Source organism: Fibrisoma montanum (assembly GCF_003583365.1).
In the GTDB taxonomy this organism is placed as follows: Bacteria; Bacteroidota; Bacteroidia; order Cytophagales; family Spirosomataceae; genus Fibrisoma; species Fibrisoma montanum.
This window is the reverse complement of sequence record NZ_QXED01000002.1, coordinates 255,642-271,561: the sequence shown is the minus strand read 5'-3', so window position 1 is coordinate 271,561 and position 15,920 is coordinate 255,642. Positions and strand designations below refer to the sequence as shown.

Below are 15,920 nucleotides of genomic sequence, written 5' to 3'. Positions count from 1 at the left end.
AATTCTGAACCCAACCACGCCATGAAAACACTCCGTTGCCGCGACGCCGGCTTTGACTGCGACGCCGAGATTCACGCAGCCAGCGAAGATGAAGTTCTTCAACAGGCTGCTGCTCACGCACAAACCGCCCACAACACACAGGTAACCCCTGAAATGGCGGGCCAGATTCGTACCCTGATCCGCGACGAATAGCCGGAGCCGTCACCCGCCCGGATAGTGACCGTTCAGCCAATTGGTAAAAGTTTAGCTAATCCTAGTAAATAGATCTATCCATACCAGAAACGGAAGCGAAAACATAGGTTAACACTACTTATTAAATCTACTAGATAGTCTAACCGATAAATATACGTAAAAAACGCAGTGTAAACAGGCGCTTCCGGTTACACTGCGTTTTTTGTTACAATAGAAGAAAAGCCTGCATTATATTGATAATCAGGCACGATTCGCACGTTCGACAACGTTAGGATAGCAGTATCAAGTGTGAATGTGTTTTGATTAAACGAGTTGGATTTTCATTGCTGATGGCCGTAGTTCGCCCAGCCGCTATGGCCGCAACCAAGTTTGTCGCGTCGCCAATCATCCTTAAAGACAACACGAAAGCCGTTTTTGCCGATCATGCCGCATCTTCTATGCTGCGGCACGCGATCAACGAGGCCGACCTCCCACTGCTGGACGTTAACTTCTGTGGCGAAACCATGCCCCTCGATCAGGCCGATGTCGTTAGCCGCTGGAAACACGTATTCACCAGCTTCCGGCCACACAGCAGCCAGTTGGGTGGTCTCCGGCAAAAATCGGAATCTTTTTTCCCCACGATTGATCCAATCCTGGAGAAGTATGACATACCCCCGGATTTCCGGTACGTCCCCCTGGCCGAAAGCGGCCTGAATGCCAAAGCCATATCGCGGAAAGGCGCGGGGGGCTACTGGCAACTGATGCCCGCCACCGCCCGCGAACTGGGCCTGAAGGTAAGCGGCCGGGTTGACGAACGGTTCCACACCCGCAAAGCCACCGAAGCGGCCTGCAAATACCTCCGCCGGCTCTACACCCAGTTTGGCTCGTGGTCGCTGGTAGCCGCGGCCTATAATGCAGGACCGGGGTTTATTAAAGCACAACTCCGACGCCAGGCCGATTGCAGCTACTACCAGATGCGGTTGCCGCGTGAGACCCGGTTTTATCTGTACCGCGTCCTGCTGTATAAGGAACTGCTGTCGCGCCCCGACGATTACTCCTCGTTTCTGTCGACGGAGCGATTAACGACGTACCACGTCCGGCCCGACGCGTTTTATCGTCAGGCTGCGTGAGCCCGGTCGCCGTATCGGTTTACCCAACAAACCAAAAGAGGGGCCTGAAAAGGCCCCTCTTTTGGTTTGTGATCGCTTACACGCGTCCCGCCGACGTAACGGCGGACAGGTGCAACCGGTTGACTGCCAGGTCATCGTCAGCAGCCCCGTTGAAACACTAACACTTAGTGACCCGGGAATCACGTTGACCCATACGCCTACACTATCCGCTTTTCAGCTGGCACACTCTGCGTCAGGGCGGTCGGTTATGCTTCTACGGCCAGCGCAGCGGCACCCAGTTTTTCCTGCTCCAGCCGCAGCAGCTTCTGGTGAAGCCGGTCGCGTTCGGCGGCAATAACCGGATCGTTGTATTTCGGATGGCTGGGGTTAGCCAGGTTGTTGGTCTCCTGCGGATTGGCCTCAAGGTCATACATTTCCTATTCCTGCGGATACGACTGGGGCGGCATCTGCTCCGGGGGAGCGATGTAGAAATAGTAGGCGTACTTCCAGCGCTCTTCACGGATGCACCGGATGCGGTTGGCCGCGGGCAGAGGGTTGATCATGTTACCGTTTCCGGCCCGAAAATCATCCAGGGTGAACAGAGGAATCTTCTTGTTTTCTTTCCTTGAATTCCAAACAGCTTCACGGCATTACTTGCCCGAAAGTTGTCAGAGATCGTCGAAGGGGTAAATCCTGAGAACGGCAGGTACTGTCGGCGGGCCGAACGACGCCGGACAGTCAGATTTTCTTACTGACTGCCGTTCTTTTGGGTTCGGTTCATAACAAATTCAAACCCCACACTCGCTATTCGCGTTATGAAGGTTACGCTGGTCAGAAGACTGAATAATGGCCAGGTTACAACTTTGTGAATGGAGTCCACTACTACGAAACCAGAAGAAGCAGCTACCGAGAAACCGGTCGTTTCGCGACGGCTCGACCGCGTTTTTCTGGAACTCTACAACGTTGCGGTTTTTGTTGGCCGCTTTTTTAAGGAAGTTCTCGTGCCTCCCTATGAGGGCAGAGAGATTATTCGCCAGTTTTTCGAGGTTGGTTATAAATCCCTCGGACTCATCTCGCTGACGGGTTTCATTACCGGCATCGTTTTCACCAACCAGTCGCGGCCATCGCTGGCTGAGTTTGGCGCTACGTCGTGGCTGCCGTCGCTGATTGCCATCGCGATCGTTCGGGCGCTGGCTCCGCTCGTCACGGCCCTGATTGCATCGGGTAAAGTCGGCTCCAACATCGGGGCCGAGCTGGGATCGATGAAAGTAACCGAGCAGATTGACGCGATGGAGGTATCGGCCACGAACCCGTATAAGTTTCTGGTCGTTAGCCGCGTTCTGGCAACTACGTTCATGATTCCGACCCTGACAATGTACACCATTTTTGTGGCCATGGTCGGTGCGTTCATCAACGTCAATGCCAACGAAGCCACGAGCTTTCCGGCCTTCATCGAACAGTTTTTCGGGGCCATCACCTACCTCGACGTGTTTTCGTCGGTCATCAAATCGTTCGTATTCGGGTTTACCATCGGCATGGTTGGCTGCTACAAGGGCTACCACTCGTCGAAGGGTACGGAAGGCGTCGGGAAAGCCGCCAACTCGTCGGTCGTTACGTCCATGTTTCTGGTTTTTATCGAAGAACTGCTGGCGCTGCAGATTGTAGCGGCTCTACGGGCGGTGTAAAGACATGAAAAGAACCGAAGAACATATCGACTACAACAACGTCGTCATTTCGATCCGGGACCTGCGCAAATCGTTCGGCGATCTGCACGTACTGCGGGGCGTGGACCTCGATGTGTATCAGGGTGAAAACCTGGTCGTGCTCGGGCGCTCGGGAACGGGTAAGTCCGTACTGATCAAAATCATCGTCGGCCTGCTGAAACCAGACGCCGGTACGGTCAACGTGCTGGGGCACAATGTAGACAGCCTGTCGGTCAAGGAGCTGGATCAGCTACGGTTAAAAATTGGCTTTTCGTTCCAGAGCAGCGCCCTCTACGACAGCATGACCATCCGCGAGAATCTGGAGTTTCCGCTAGTTCGGAACGTGCGTAACCTCGGCCGTCAGGAGATCAACCGGGCCGTGGAAGAAGCCCTGGAGGATGTTGGCCTGAGCCAGACCATCAACCAGATGCCTTCCGAACTATCGGGCGGGCAGCGCAAACGGATCGGTATTGCCCGGACGCTCATTCTGAAACCGGACATCATGCTGTACGACGAACCGACGGCCGGCCTGGACCCCATTACGTCCAACGACATCAACAACCTGATTAACGAGGTGCAGGAACGCCACCGGGCTACGTCCATCATCATTACCCACGACCTGACCTGCGCCAAGGAAACCGGCGACCGCCTGGCCATGCTGCTGGACGGCCGGTTTGAGCGGCAGGGTACGTTTGACGAGGTGTTTGCCACCAACGACGAGCGCGTTCAACAGTTTTACCACTATAATTTCATTGAATAATCGACAGCTATAAATCAACTAACCACCATGAGTGCGGGAGATAACAGACGTTCAATCGTCGTCGGCATATTTATCATACTGGGTTTAATTATTCTGGTTGCCGGAGTTCTGGTACTGGGAGGCCAGCAGAAACGGTTTACCAGCAGCATCCGGATCAATGCGGTGTTCAAAGACGTCGGCGGGTTGCGGGCGGGCAACAACGTCTGGTTCTCCGGGGTGAAAATCGGCACCGTCAAGCGAGTTCACTTTCTCGGCAATGCCCAGGTCGAAGTGGAGATGAACGTCGAGAAAAGCTCACAGGATTACATCCGCAAGAATGCCAGCGCTACCATCAGCTCCGACGGGCTGATCGGGAACCGCATCGTTGAGATTTTCGGCGGTACGACCCAGGCCGAACCGATCGAAGAAGGCGACCGGCTCCAAACCCGCGAAGCCCTCAGTTCGGACGAGCTGCTGGAGACCCTTCAGGAAAACAACCAGAACCTGCTGCGCGTCACCAACGACGTGAAAGACCTGTTGGGCAACATCAAACGGGGCAAAGGTACGATTGGGGCGGTGCTGACGGATTCGGTACTGGCGTCCAATTTCCGCCGAACCATGACCAACCTGCAGCAGGCTTCCGAAAACACCGTTCAGTTGTCGGGGGCGGTGACCCAATTTGCCGGCAAACTCAACAAGCAGGGTGGCCTGGCTAACGAACTGGTTACGGATACCGTCGTGTTCAGCCGCATTCGGTCGTCGATTGGGCAGCTTGAACAAGTGGCTACCAAAGCGCAGGAAACCGTCAGTACGTTAAGTCAGGCGTCCGGCAGGCTGAATCAGGCCTCCACTAAGCTTACCTCGAACAACAATGCGATCGGAACCCTGCTCAATGATGAAGAAACGTCGCGCAACCTGAAAACTACGCTGCGGAATCTGAACCGGGGCAGCCAGTTGCTCAACGAGGATCTGGAAGCCGCCCAGCACAACTTCCTGCTGCGCGGTTTCTTCAGAAAGCGGGAAAAAGAGCGGGCTAAACAGCAGAAAGAACAGGAGCAGTCGGGCGTAGCACCAAAAGATTCCGTGCAGTAACTTTGCGGCATGCCAACCCATTCCGCGCCTGACCTGGCCCCCATCACCCGCCACCAGCGGGCCATGTTCGGGTCCCGGCTGTTGATTGCCGCCGTTCACCACCTGTCGGTTTTTGATCACCTCAGCGACGGCCCGCTTTTGCCCGGTACCCTCCGCGACCGCCTTGGCCTCGCCGAACGGCCCGCCATGGTCTTGTTTCCGGCCCTTTGCGCCATGGGCATGCTTCAGTACGATACGGCTGGCCGGCTGGCTCTTACGGCGCTTGGCCAATACCTGACGCCGGGCAACCGCCCTACGCTGGCCGGTTATCTGGGTCTCGAAGGCAACGATCCGGGCGTGCTGGGCATGGTTGAACGGCTACGGAACGACGGCCCACGGCAGGCCCCGGAGGGGCTGGCGTTCGTTAAAGAGGGCGACGCGCACTCGCCGATGGATGACCCGCAGCAGGCCCGCTTCCTGACGCTGGGGCTGGCCGGCCGGGCTCAGCACTTGTCTCCGCTGGTGGCCGACCGGATGCCGAAACACCCGGGTCATCTGCTCGACGTAGCGGGTGGCAGTGGCTTTTTTACCTTCGAATGGCTGCTGGCAAATCCCACCTCGACCGCTACGTTGGTTGACCGGCCGCAGGTACTGGCCGTTGCCGACGAACTGCTCGATACGTTCAGCCAAAACGGTCGGCCGGGCGCCGATACGGTCCGCAGCCGCCTTACGTTCCAGCCCGGCGATATGCTGACCGACGCCCTCCCCCAAGCCGATGTGCTGCTGGCCGCGAGCCTGTTTCACGACTGGCCGACGGACACCTGCCGACAGCTGGCCCGTCGCTTTGCGGAAGCACTCCGGCCCGGGGGCGAACTCTGGGTACACGACGCTTTTCTGGACGATACCCTCGACGGACCGCTGGCCGTGACGGACTACTCAGCGCAGTTGTTCTGGGTCACGAAAGGACGCTGCTACAGCCGCCGGGAGTATCGCAGCTGGTTTGCCGAAGCCGGACTGGAGCCGACCAGTAAGGACATTCCCACGCAGATGGATTACGGCCTGATCTGGGCCAGGAAACCGCTACGTTAACTCAGGCAATGCGCAGCCCGTTTTTAGCGGGGCGTTCCGGTTGCAGCAGCGTAATCTCGTTGTTGTCGCCCACGGCCCCGAGAACCAGGCATTCGGATTGAAAGTCAGCAATCTGTTTGGGCGGAAAGTTGACGACCGCAATCACCTGTCGGCCAACCAATTCCTCTTTGCTGTACAGCCGGGTAATCTGCGCCGAACTGCGTTTGATACCTGCTTCGCCGAAATCAATGGTAAGCTGATAAGCCGGCTTGCGGGCTTTTGGAAAATCGTTAACGTCGATGATAGTCCCGACGCGCATATCTACTTTGTCAAACTCGTCCCAGGTAAGCATGATTGATTGGAGGGGTTTTAAGGCAAAAATTCATTCAGCGCCTTAAAATACAACGCCGGCGTCTGACTATGCGGAATATGCCCGACGCCCGGCAGTTCGACCAGTTTGCTGTCTTTGATGCGCCGGGCCGTCTGCTTCCCCAGTTCCGGGTACTGCCCGTACTTCGCCTGCTGATCTTTAGGTAGCAGCGCCTTGCCGACCACGGTGCGGTCTTCCTGACCGATGATCAGCAACGTTGGAACGCGGATGCGGTCGAACTCGTACACAACGGGCTGTTCGTAGATCATCTGGTACGTCAGCGCATTGGCCCAGGCTATCTCCTCGAAGTTGGGCTTATCCAGATCGCTGGCCTGCGCCTTCACCAGGGCTTCGTATTCCGGCTTCCAGTCGGGATAGTACGTTTTCTGATACTGCTTATACGACTCGTACGTCGCTTTGACTTCTTTTTTGTATTGCGCATCAATCGACTGGTAGGGCACGAACGTCTTGTAGTCTTCCAGACCAATGGGGTTTTCCAGCACCAACCGACTGACCCGATCCGGAAACATGAGGGTGAACCGCGTACCTAGCATGCCACCCATCGAGTGCGCCAGCACAACGACGCGATCAATCTTCAGTCTATCCAGCAACTGACGGGTGTTGTCGGCCAGGAGCGGAAAACTGTAGTGAATATTCGGATGCGAGGACTTGCCCCACCCCACCTGATCGGGCACTACCACGCGATAGCCCCTGTCGCTCAGCCACCGGATCACGTTGGCCCAATAAAACCCGTTGAAATTTTTACCGTGCAGCAGCAGTGCCGTCTGGCCGTTGGGCTGGGCGGGCTTTACGTCCATATACGCCATCTGAACCGGCTGCGACTCGATGGTAAGCGACAGATACTGTACCGGATACGGATAGGTAACCTCCCCCTGAGCCGCCACACGCCCAGCACTGATGAATCCAACAACCAGCCACAATATGACAGTACGCATGTTATTGTGCCGACAGGATAGGCCGGCCTCCGGGTAACAACCCCCAAACGCGGCCGATTGTTGAACACCGCCAGCCGGTTTGAGCTACGGCTTCACCGCGGCCAGCACCCGTTTGAAAAGTTCGTTGGGGTTTCCGTCGTGCCAGCGCCAGACAATCACGATGTCGTGTTCGGGGTCAATCCAGATGATGTTGGAGCCGGCCCCGATTGCCGCAAAACTGGTAGCCGGCGCATCGGGCCAGGCTTTCTTTTCGGTGTTGAGCCACCAGAGGTACCCGTAATCGGGACCAACCGGCCCCCGCGTAACGGCCTGCTTCAGCCAGCCTTCGGACACAATCTGCCGGTTGTTCCAGCGGCCGTTGCGCAGAATCAGGTGGCCAAACCGGGCTTCGTCGCGGGAGTTGATCCACAAACCACCGCCCCAGCGCGTTCCGCCACTGACCGATGGCATCCGCTTGCCGTCAATATCGACGTACGCGTTCGGGTATGGAATGTACTGCCACGTATCGGAGGCTCCGATGGGGTTCATGATTTCATCGCGGAACACCTCGGGCAGCGGCTTTTTCCATAAGCGCAGCAGCGACAGGGCCAGCCGGTTGATCCGCACGTCGTTGTATTCGTAGTACGTACCGGGCTCCTTCAGCTCACGCGGGGGCCGTTCGCCCCGACCAAACGCTTCCCTGCCGACGAAATCCCATTTTTTACCCCACATCTCGCCTTCCCATTCGCTGGTCTGCCGGGCGTGGTGTTCCCAGGTGATTTTGCGGTTGTGCGGAGAATCGTAGCCCCCATCAGTGATGTAGTTCACCACCGGATCACGGACGTCTTTGATCATACCACGATCGACGGTGATGCCCAGAATAGTCGACAGAACGCTCTTAGCAGCGCTGTAGGTCGGGTCGGCCCGCTGGGTTTCGCCCCATTCGGCCACGATGTAGCCGTGCCGAAGCACGATGCCGTTAGTTGCCGCCCGGTCGTTTGGTATTGGTCCCAGCAGTTTGCCGAAGATTTCCTCCTGCGTCGAAAAATCACGGGGCATCTGTTTCGTTTCTGTCGCTTTGGCAAACGCCACGGCCTGTTCCAGCAAGGCGGCATCCATGCCCATCTCGGCCGGGCTTTTGCGCTGCCAGGCATCACCTTTAGGCGGAAAATAAACCGTCGACGAGGTAGCCTGGGTGGCTGTTTGCTGGGGTGGCCGCTGGCAGGATACAGCAACCAGCAGATGAACAAGGAGAAGAAGCTGACGCAGACGCATAGAGATCAGGGTGTATAACCGTACGGCAAAGGTAATCAGGAAGCTTGTTGCTGCACGACCCGCTGAATGCTATGAAGGGTTAATTTCGTCACCAGGCCAGCCGTCGGTTTTGGCTACGCCGTTGTAGTACGTGATCGTAGTGAAGGAAGGTGCAGGCCGCCAGGTTTGCGTAAGCGGCCGGATTATGTTGCTGCCGCAGCGGCTTATACTATTTTTGCGCAACACCCCAGCCTGGAATTATCGTCGCGCACTAAACCGGCAAACAGACGGTTATTACAGTGAATGTACATCAGCGGGTCCGGAACCTGCAACCAAAAACTACGACGTACCAATGAACGAGCGGTTTAAAGTATGGCTCAAGCGGGTTGGCTGGCTGGGTTTTCTGTTCTTCCTGATCAAAGGCCTGCTCTGGCTGATCATTCCGTACCTGATTGCGAAAGGTGTTTTCTCGAAATAATCGGGGCCGGCGTTCCAGGTTTAGTGTTCCAGGTTCACACTTATCAAACCTGGAACACCAAACTGATTAATGATGGCCACCCGGACCATGTACGTGTCCGTGGGCAATTTCTTCGGGCGTAGCATTACGCACCTCCACCACTTCCACATCAAAATGAAGACTCTGGTCGGCCAGCGGATGGTTACCGTCAACCGTTACGGTATCGGGGCCTACCTGCGTGACCGTAATGACCTGACCCTGATTGGCTTCAAACTGCATCCCTACTTCAACCTGCTGAGTACCGAACGCATCGCGGGGCACTTCGCCGATCAATTGCGGGTCGCGCCGTCCGTAGCCTTTTTCGGGCTCCACATCCAGGTGCAGTTTATCGCCTTCTGATTTTCCTTCCAGTCCTTCTTCCATACCCGGAATCAGGTTTCCCTCGCCGTGGAGGTAGTAGAGCGGTGTACGGCCCTCACTCGAATCCAGCACGTTTCCGTTGCTATCCCGAAGGGTATAATGAATACCGGCTACCTTGTGTTTTGTGATTTGCATGATCTATCGGCTTACCAATGTTTTCTCCAAAGGAAATAAATAAAACAGTCAGGCGACGGGATTTTCTCAAAAAGTGAGCGTATGAAAACCGCTACCTATCAACCGGTTACAATCCGCTTCCAAACCCGTGTCATTCGCTCATATACTGCCCCCCGATAAAACATTCACCACTAAGCCACCGTTCAATCAACAAGTTGGGAGCCTCCCCACCGCTCATCCGCCTTCGGGCCCTGAGCATTACCAGTCTTTCACTAAACGATCCGCGTTATGCGAAACAGATCAAATCGTATGTGGGCGCTCGCCCTGGCCATGGTTGTAGGCATTCATGCCGGTGCCCTGGCCCAGTCTCAGAATACCATGAGCCGTTCGGACTCTACCGGTACCACCAGCATGGGTAGTATGTCGGAAAGCGGCATGAAGCCGGGTGGCTCAACCGGCAAAGACCTGGCCATCAGTGCCGCCAAGTCGGCCGATCACACGATCCTGTTCCGGGCGCTGCGGGTATCGGGCCTGACGGACCAGGCGGCCGGTAAAGGACCTTATACCGTCTTTGCGCCCACCAACGACGCCTTTGGCAAACTACCGTCTGGTACGCTGGACGACCTGATGAAACCAGCCGCTAAAAAGAAGCTGGTCAACCTGCTCGCCGGCCACGTTGTGAAAGGGAAGTTCAACGCCGGGGATTTGCAGGACGGTCAGAAACTGAAGACCGTAACGGGTAAGACACTGACGGTCAGCAAACAGGGCGAAACGGTCACCATTTCCGATGCGGCCGGTAATACGGCTACGGTCAACCAGGCCGACATTGAAGCCACCAACGGCGTTATCCATTCCATCGATACCGTTCTGGCACCGGCTTCGGCTAACTAATCCTGGCATGTTACCCCAGGCCCCAATGCGAGATGGGCAGGGGTGAAGACAGGGCTTTCAAAGCAGCGCAGCCCGCCAGTTCTGGCGGGCTGCGCTGCTTTAATCAAAGTGAAGCCGAACGTTTGTTATTGCAGGTATTTATTATCGATGTAGTTTCGATCGAACGTACCCAGGTTTTTGAAGTACGACTGCACCAGACCAGCCGGATCTTTCGCCAGTGCTCCGGCTCCGGGCCGATCGTCCTTGTCGTCCCACCGCCAGGGGGCATTGGCACCACCATTGCCCACGCTCTTTTTAAACGACCCTTCAGGGCTCACGAACAGGTTCGTGTTGAACCGCTGCTCCCACAAACCACCCGGCGCAAAGATGTCGACCAGTTTGTATTTCACGTCGCGGTCGTCGGCATTGGCGGGGGCTTCGGCCGTACCGGTTGTAGACGGCAGGTACTTCAGGCCGTCGCCGTTGATCTTGTAGTACGGGTTTGCTTTCAGACCATGCCCTTTAGCTTCCTGCGCCGTTGCCGGACGGAGCTGGCCGTTGTAGCTTTCCATGGTCAGCGTACCGTCGATGCTTTCTTCATTACTCTGCAACGGGCTGCCACTCGGGGTAAATGAGAAGAAATCGGAGTGGGCCACCGTTACGATGCCCTGCAGATTACCGTACTGCGACCCATCTTTCTTCACTACAGCCAGTAACCCTTCCAGGTCATTCTCGTGTTCGTCGATGTTGTACAGGAACGGATTGTCGGTCCAGTCGCGGGCGTGAAAGAAGGCGTAGATGATGTACCAGTGCGTACCCGTTTCAACGACGGAGTAATAGCAGTGGCCGGTAGCCGGGTAGCTGGCGAGGTTGTTCCAGTTGTTGGTAGCGACCCAGTCGTTGTCAAAATTGATCGCGCTGATGTAGTCGCCTTTGCCACTGAGGCCGTGCGACCCCGTTACGTCCGTATCCTGGTAGTGGACCGGAGCCCAGCGCAGGGCCAAATTGGCGTGGGCCGCGCTGGTAGCGCTGATCCGGGCGCCATCCCGGGTGGTTTCAACGGGCACCACCGGCTCCGGAACCGTGGCTACGTTACAAGCCGATACGAGCAGGGCAAGCCCGGCAACAGCCGCTCTAATCGGCTGGAAGATAAAGGTTTTCATGGAGGTAGGTAAGGAGATAACCGCACAAAACTACACCGGTCGCCGGGCGGAAAAAGCCCGGATCGTAAGCGTAATAATTTGATAAAATGAACAGGTGAACACAGGGCGGACCGATCGCCATTCTACTCTATCAGGTATATCAGCAAACAATACGAATACAGGACAGTTAAGGCTAGTACGGCAGTAGCCGATTGACCCAATCTGTAAAACCACAAACGTTATGGAAAATCAGGATCCCGACAAAGAAGATCAAATCCGTGCCAAGCAGGCCATTTCGCCCGCTGGTCTGGGCGACCGGGCCGATAACATAGACCAGCTCCCGGACGATATGGTTCCCATGGGCGGAGCACCATCCGACGAGCTGGAAGACGAATACATGGACGGCGACGAACTGGGCGCGAACGTCCGCGAGATGCACCCTAACCGTAACCGCGACGGTAAGCCCGATCTAGACAAGCCGGCCTACGGCGGCTCGTAAGGCAGGGTACTGCTCTTTTGTGAGGGATCTGGCTCGTAGTCAGGTCCCTCTTTTTTTCTAGGTACGGTTGTGGCCGGCCCCGTCCGCGGTCATCACTACTTTCGGTTGCCGGCGGCCGGAAAACGGCACCCCCTGGCGATGGTTGGCTAGCAGTACGTTAGTATGCCTGACTGCTTCACAACTACGGTAGTTGCCCGGATCGTGGTACGCAGCCGGCTTAGGTCAGAAAATTTCGATTACCAATTTTCCCTTTACATGCCCCCCCTCGCTGTAATCGTGAGCTTCGGCGACGGCTTCCAGTGGATACGTCCGGTCAATCACGGCCCGCAGCCGACCGCTGCTCATCTGTTTAATCAGCCACTCTACGTCGCGGCCCCGGTCTTTGGCCCCGATGAACTTTGCCTTCTGGCGGTCGGGTCCGTTGAAAAAAGAACGTAGCAGGACGGCGGGCGACGGCCGGGTCGTCACATACGTACCATCCGGCGTCAGGACGCGCCGACAGTCGGCAAACGTTCGTTTGTTAACAGCGTCGAAGATGACCCGGTAGCGGTCGCCGGTACGTTCCGTGAAGTCGGTTTGCCGGTAGTCGACGAAGCGGTTGGCTCCAAGTTCCCGAACCAGGGCTTCGTTGGCTCCGCTGCTGACGCCCGTTACGTTCGCCCCGAGCAGTCTGGCAATCTGTACGCCCATCGTACCTACACCCCCGGATGCACCGTTGATGAGCACTTCGTCGCGCGGCCGGACGTGGCCGAGGTCGCGCAGGGATTGCAGCGCAGTGATGCCCGTAACCGGCACGGCAGCCGCCTGCACAAACGAAACGGTGTCGGGCAGTTTCACCACCCGCTCCATAATCGCCAGTGCGTATTCGGCATAGCCACCGCCTTTATGCCCCAGCAGCGCCACCACCCGATCGCCGGGTTTAACGTGCATAACCAGTTCGCCAACCGCTTCGACAACACCGGCGCACTCGGACCCCAGCGTTTTGGGAAACGTAATGGGTAATACCCAGCGGAGCTGCCCCTTCCGGATACCCCAGTCGCTGGGATTGATCCCCGCGGCATGAACCCGGATCAGCACCTGATGCGGCATAGGCTGCGGAATGGGCACATCGGCAATGTGCAGAACACTACTCGGGCCGTAGGCGTTGAAGACCGCTGCTCTCATAAAAATTAGGTATAACTTATCAGAAGACTTATGCGTTATTATGTAAGACGTACGATCATAAATTGTTTTTGGCGTCTTAAAAATACAACACTCAACGACTTATGACTAATAAACGAATCTGGACTGGCGTCGCTGTTGCAGCGGGGCTGGTGCTTTTGTTTTTTCTAGGCCGCGAATTTCTCAATAATCAGGCGGAACGAAAACGTCAGGCCGAGGCCGACGCCAACGTTCAGAAAGCCCAGCTTGCCCTGAGTCAGTTACGCACGTTTGCCGACGGCATCGGCATTGATACAACACGGTTCGTTGCCGCCCCAACTGCCACCCTCGATGAGATAGAGGATCGAACCAAACGGCTCCTGATGGAGATCAGGTACGGCAAGAAGCCGTCGCGTATTACGTTCGCTGGTTTGTCGGAAAAGGTCGATTCTTCCTGGACGGCGTCGCAATCCTACGCACCCGATCAGGTGGTTCAGCTGGCCAAAAAATCGTCTTCATTTGGCCCCTACGCCAAACTGGCCGCTCACTATCAACGTCTTCGGGCCCAGACAGGCAGCAGTCCGGCCGTGACGGATTCACTGCGACTCCTGCGGCAAACCCTCAACTTCTACCGGTATCTGAACCGGTTCGACATGGATCGGTTTGTGATGGTCAATATCCCGGCCGCCGAACTGAACGTCTATGACCGCACCGGAAAAAGCCTGATGACAATGCACGCCATCGTGGGGAAGCCTGATAAAAAGACGCCCTGCATGACAACCTACATCAAAGACATTGTGGCGTATCCGTACTGGAACGTTCCTAAAAGCATCGCCACCAAGGAGATGCTCCCCAAGATTCAGCGAAACGTAGATTTTCTGTATTCGCAGAATCTGCAGGTGCTCGACGAGCGGGGCAAGGAGGTTGATCCGGAAGAGGTTGACTGGGCTTCGCTGTCGGAAACAAACTTTCCGTACCGCATCCGGCAGGCGTCCGGCTGCGAAAACGCCCTGGGGCTGATCAAGTTTGATCTGGAGAACCCGCTGGCCATCTACCTGCACGACACCAACGGCCGTGATATGTTTACGCTGACCAAAGACCGGTGGCGGAGTCACGGTTGCGTCCGGGTGCAGAAACCCGTCGAACTGGCCAACTTTGTGCTGGGCGAGGCTAAATTTGATAAAGGCTTTATGGACCGGTGTCTGATCGATCAGAAGCCGCAGACACTAAAAATACCGAAGCCATTCCCGGTGTTTATCGCCTACAACACGGCCGATATCGACGCCACGGGGCAGCTCCGGTTCTACAAAGACATCTACGCGTTGGACAAATAAGTCGAGCGCTTCAGGTACTCGGCGTTGGGTGAGTACACAAACAGGCATGAGCCGTCTTTGACCGCCTGAATGATTGACTTACTCAACGCGTATGGAACCGCCGGGCAGCCCTGGCTGCGACCCAGTCGGCCTGTCCGGCGGATAAAATCCTCACAGACGTAATCGGCCCCGTGCAACACGATGTTCCGGTCGTATGCCTTATCGTTAAACCCTTTTTCCAGTCCTTTGAGCTGCAACGACAGGCCATGCTTCCCGTAGTAGGTTTTCAGGGTCTTGTAGAAGCCCAGGCTCGACTGGAACGATGACGTCACGTTGGAGAAACGGCTCGCCACCAGATCGCCGGAATTGCGGCCGTGCGACACATACGTCTGAAAAAGAAGCTTCCGGTTTACCAGATCAATAACGTACAGGCGTTTTTTATTGGAAGGCTGGCTCAGGTCCACAATGGAAATGACGGGCTTGGCCGACGCCATCTTTTGCCAGCCACGCAGGGCATAATCAAAAATTTCTTTCCGCAGTCCGGAACTGCTCAGGTTTAATTCGTCGTATACCTGCAGATAAGCAGCAGCCTTGTTTGCGTTAACAGTACGGGCAGGAACGGTGGGGGTGTGAGAGGAGTTGCCAACACGGGCGAAGCTGAATAGGGCGCAAAGCAGGAGCACGGCTTTTTTCATAAGCTCGGGGTTGGGGTTTCTAGCTGTTATTGGGAGTTGCTAATCTAACGCCTTAGATTGAATTAAAATTCTGTTAATACGAATATTTTGCATTAAAATTTCGCCATGTCACCGTACGAAACGTCTGTTCAGAACGAATTGAGCTACTGGCAGCAGCAAATGCAGAAGCCTCCGTCATCGGCAAACCGGCTGTCAAAAGCCCTGCAAAGCCGGATGAACCGACTCATTCCGAACAAGGTCCATCAACTGATTACCAACGCCATCAAGCAGATGACACGGGCCGTACTGTTCGGGGCCGGCTACCTGACCAAACCACCCGTCGACGGCCTTACGCTCCCCCAGCGTGAAGCAGCCGTAGTGGACCGGATTAATTTTTACAAGAAAGTTGGCGCGGCCGAAGGAGGGGCTACCGGTGCCGGCGGACTCTGGTGGGGACTGGCGGATTTTCCGTTACTGCTCAGCCTGAAAATGAAGATGCTGTTCGAAATTGCGGCTCTCTACGGCCATTCCGTCAGCGACTACCGCGAACGGCTGTTCATTCTCTACATTTTTCAACTGGCTTTTTCCAGCCAGGAACGACGGCAGACGGTGTACCAATACATGGCCGATTGGGCTGAGCACAGCCGCCAGCTTCCCGAAGACATTAACCAGTTCGACTGGCTGACGTTCCAGCAGGAGTACCGCGATTACATTGACCTGGCCAAAATGGCGCAGCTGATTCCCGGCATCGGTGCGGCCGTGGGGCTGGTGGTCAACTACCGGCTCCTTAACCAACTGGGCATAACGGCCATGAATGCCTACCGGATGCGGTGGCTGGCCGACAAAGCGTCGAGACTAGTGGAATGATCAG

General features: G+C 56.1%; 20 protein-coding genes. 11 read left to right on the top strand and 9 right to left on the bottom strand.

The annotated features are described in order from the left end of the window. Positions 1–21 precede the first annotated feature (21 nt). Positions 22–192, top strand: coding sequence for a DUF1059 domain-containing protein (locus DYU11_RS06970; protein WP_119666939.1), 171 nt, complete (start codon positions 22–24; stop codon positions 190–192). A gap of 329 nt (positions 193–521) precedes the next feature. Further along, positions 522–1,301 (top strand): lytic transglycosylase domain-containing protein, encoded by a 780-nt coding sequence (locus tag DYU11_RS06965; protein WP_119666938.1) that lies wholly within the window; start codon positions 522–524, stop codon positions 1,299–1,301. A 245-nt stretch (positions 1,302–1,546) separates the two neighbouring features. On the opposite strand, the gene DYU11_RS33175 is transcribed toward DYU11_RS06965, so the two are convergent. Together DYU11_RS33175 and DYU11_RS33785 are read right to left on the bottom strand one after the other, a co-directional pair. Next, positions 1,547–1,714, bottom strand: coding sequence for a hypothetical protein (locus DYU11_RS33175; RefSeq protein ID WP_158600228.1), 168 nt, complete (start codon positions 1,712–1,714; stop codon positions 1,547–1,549). Positions 1,715–1,717: 3 nt separating this feature from the next. Beyond that, positions 1,718–1,843 carry a hypothetical protein gene (locus DYU11_RS33785; protein ID WP_262697098.1) on the bottom strand — a complete coding sequence of 42 codons (126 nt, stop codon included), beginning with the start codon at positions 1,841–1,843 and terminating at the stop codon, positions 1,718–1,720. Positions 1,844–2,149: 306 nt separating this feature from the next. Between DYU11_RS33785 and DYU11_RS06960 the strand changes: the two genes are divergently transcribed. The 4 genes from DYU11_RS06960 to DYU11_RS06945 are packed head-to-tail and all read left to right on the top strand — an operon-like array spanning position 2,150 to position 5,882. Continuing rightward, entirely contained in the window at positions 2,150–2,965 is an 816-nt protein-coding gene (locus DYU11_RS06960) for an MlaE family ABC transporter permease (protein ID WP_119666937.1), read from the top strand. A gap of 4 nt (positions 2,966–2,969) precedes the next feature. After that, complete coding sequence (locus DYU11_RS06955) at positions 2,970–3,743, top strand: ABC transporter ATP-binding protein (protein ID WP_119666936.1); 774 nt, start codon at positions 2,970–2,972, stop codon at positions 3,741–3,743. A gap of 27 nt (positions 3,744–3,770) precedes the next feature. Further along, on the top strand, positions 3,771–4,814 hold the full coding sequence (locus DYU11_RS06950) for an MlaD family protein (RefSeq protein WP_119666935.1): 1,044 nt from the start codon (positions 3,771–3,773) through the stop codon (positions 4,812–4,814). A 9-nt stretch (positions 4,815–4,823) separates the two neighbouring features. After that, positions 4,824–5,882, top strand: coding sequence for a methyltransferase (locus tag DYU11_RS06945; RefSeq protein WP_119666934.1), 1,059 nt, complete (start codon positions 4,824–4,826; stop codon positions 5,880–5,882). Position 5,883: 1 nt separating this feature from the next. On the opposite strand, the gene DYU11_RS06940 is transcribed toward DYU11_RS06945, so the two are convergent. The 3 genes from DYU11_RS06940 to DYU11_RS06930 all read right to left on the bottom strand — a co-directional run bounded on the left by DYU11_RS06940 (position 5,884) and on the right by DYU11_RS06930 (position 8,441). Then, positions 5,884–6,213, bottom strand: coding sequence for a tRNA-binding protein (locus tag DYU11_RS06940; RefSeq protein ID WP_119666933.1), 330 nt, complete (start codon positions 6,211–6,213; stop codon positions 5,884–5,886). A 17-nt stretch (positions 6,214–6,230) separates the two neighbouring features. Then, positions 6,231–7,187: an alpha/beta fold hydrolase gene (locus DYU11_RS06935; RefSeq protein WP_119666932.1), complete on the bottom strand. Its 957-nt coding sequence runs from the start codon at positions 7,185–7,187 to the stop codon at positions 6,231–6,233. 84 nt (positions 7,188–7,271) lie between these two features. After that, complete coding sequence (locus tag DYU11_RS06930) at positions 7,272–8,441, bottom strand: serine hydrolase domain-containing protein (RefSeq protein WP_119666931.1); 1,170 nt, start codon at positions 8,439–8,441, stop codon at positions 7,272–7,274. Between the two features lie 331 nt (positions 8,442–8,772). Between DYU11_RS06930 and DYU11_RS33780 the strand changes: the two genes are divergently transcribed. Beyond that, positions 8,773–8,898, top strand: a complete 126-nt coding sequence (locus DYU11_RS33780; RefSeq protein ID WP_262697097.1) for a hypothetical protein — start codon at positions 8,773–8,775, stop codon at positions 8,896–8,898. Positions 8,899–8,964: 66 nt separating this feature from the next. Here DYU11_RS33780 and DYU11_RS06925 read toward each other — a convergent pair whose 3' ends face one another. Then, positions 8,965–9,432 carry an FKBP-type peptidyl-prolyl cis-trans isomerase gene (locus tag DYU11_RS06925; RefSeq protein WP_119666930.1) on the bottom strand — a complete coding sequence of 156 codons (468 nt, stop codon included), beginning with the start codon at positions 9,430–9,432 and terminating at the stop codon, positions 8,965–8,967. A 267-nt stretch (positions 9,433–9,699) separates the two neighbouring features. On the opposite strand from DYU11_RS06925, the gene DYU11_RS06920 reads away from it, so the two are divergent. Further along, complete coding sequence (locus DYU11_RS06920) at positions 9,700–10,302, top strand: fasciclin domain-containing protein (RefSeq protein ID WP_119666929.1); 603 nt, start codon at positions 9,700–9,702, stop codon at positions 10,300–10,302. Positions 10,303–10,427: 125 nt separating this feature from the next. Here DYU11_RS06920 and DYU11_RS06915 read toward each other — a convergent pair whose 3' ends face one another. Beyond that, positions 10,428–11,444 (bottom strand): hypothetical protein, encoded by a 1,017-nt coding sequence (locus DYU11_RS06915; protein WP_119666928.1) that lies wholly within the window; start codon positions 11,442–11,444, stop codon positions 10,428–10,430. Between the two features lie 220 nt (positions 11,445–11,664). Here DYU11_RS06915 and DYU11_RS06910 point away from each other — a divergent pair, with 220 nt between their 5' ends. Continuing rightward, complete coding sequence (locus DYU11_RS06910) at positions 11,665–11,922, top strand: hypothetical protein (RefSeq protein ID WP_119666927.1); 258 nt, start codon at positions 11,665–11,667, stop codon at positions 11,920–11,922. A gap of 222 nt (positions 11,923–12,144) precedes the next feature. Here DYU11_RS06910 and DYU11_RS06905 read toward each other — a convergent pair whose 3' ends face one another. After that, positions 12,145–13,086 (bottom strand): NAD(P)-dependent alcohol dehydrogenase, encoded by a 942-nt coding sequence (locus tag DYU11_RS06905; protein WP_119666926.1) that lies wholly within the window; start codon positions 13,084–13,086, stop codon positions 12,145–12,147. A gap of 101 nt (positions 13,087–13,187) precedes the next feature. On the opposite strand from DYU11_RS06905, the gene DYU11_RS06900 reads away from it, so the two are divergent. Then, on the top strand, positions 13,188–14,396 hold the full coding sequence (locus DYU11_RS06900; RefSeq protein WP_119666925.1) for a L,D-transpeptidase family protein: 1,209 nt from the start codon (positions 13,188–13,190) through the stop codon (positions 14,394–14,396). Here the strand turns inward: DYU11_RS06900 and DYU11_RS06895 are convergent. Beyond that, positions 14,378–15,070: a murein L,D-transpeptidase catalytic domain family protein gene (locus tag DYU11_RS06895; RefSeq protein ID WP_119666924.1), complete on the bottom strand. Its 693-nt coding sequence runs from the start codon at positions 15,068–15,070 to the stop codon at positions 14,378–14,380. The two genes, DYU11_RS06900 and DYU11_RS06895, sit on opposite strands and share 19 nt — an antisense overlap. A 105-nt stretch (positions 15,071–15,175) precedes the next feature. Between DYU11_RS06895 and DYU11_RS06890 the strand changes: the two genes are divergently transcribed. Continuing rightward, entirely contained in the window at positions 15,176–15,916 is a 741-nt protein-coding gene (locus tag DYU11_RS06890) for an EcsC family protein (RefSeq protein ID WP_119666923.1), read from the top strand. Positions 15,917–15,920: the final 4 nt, after the last annotated feature.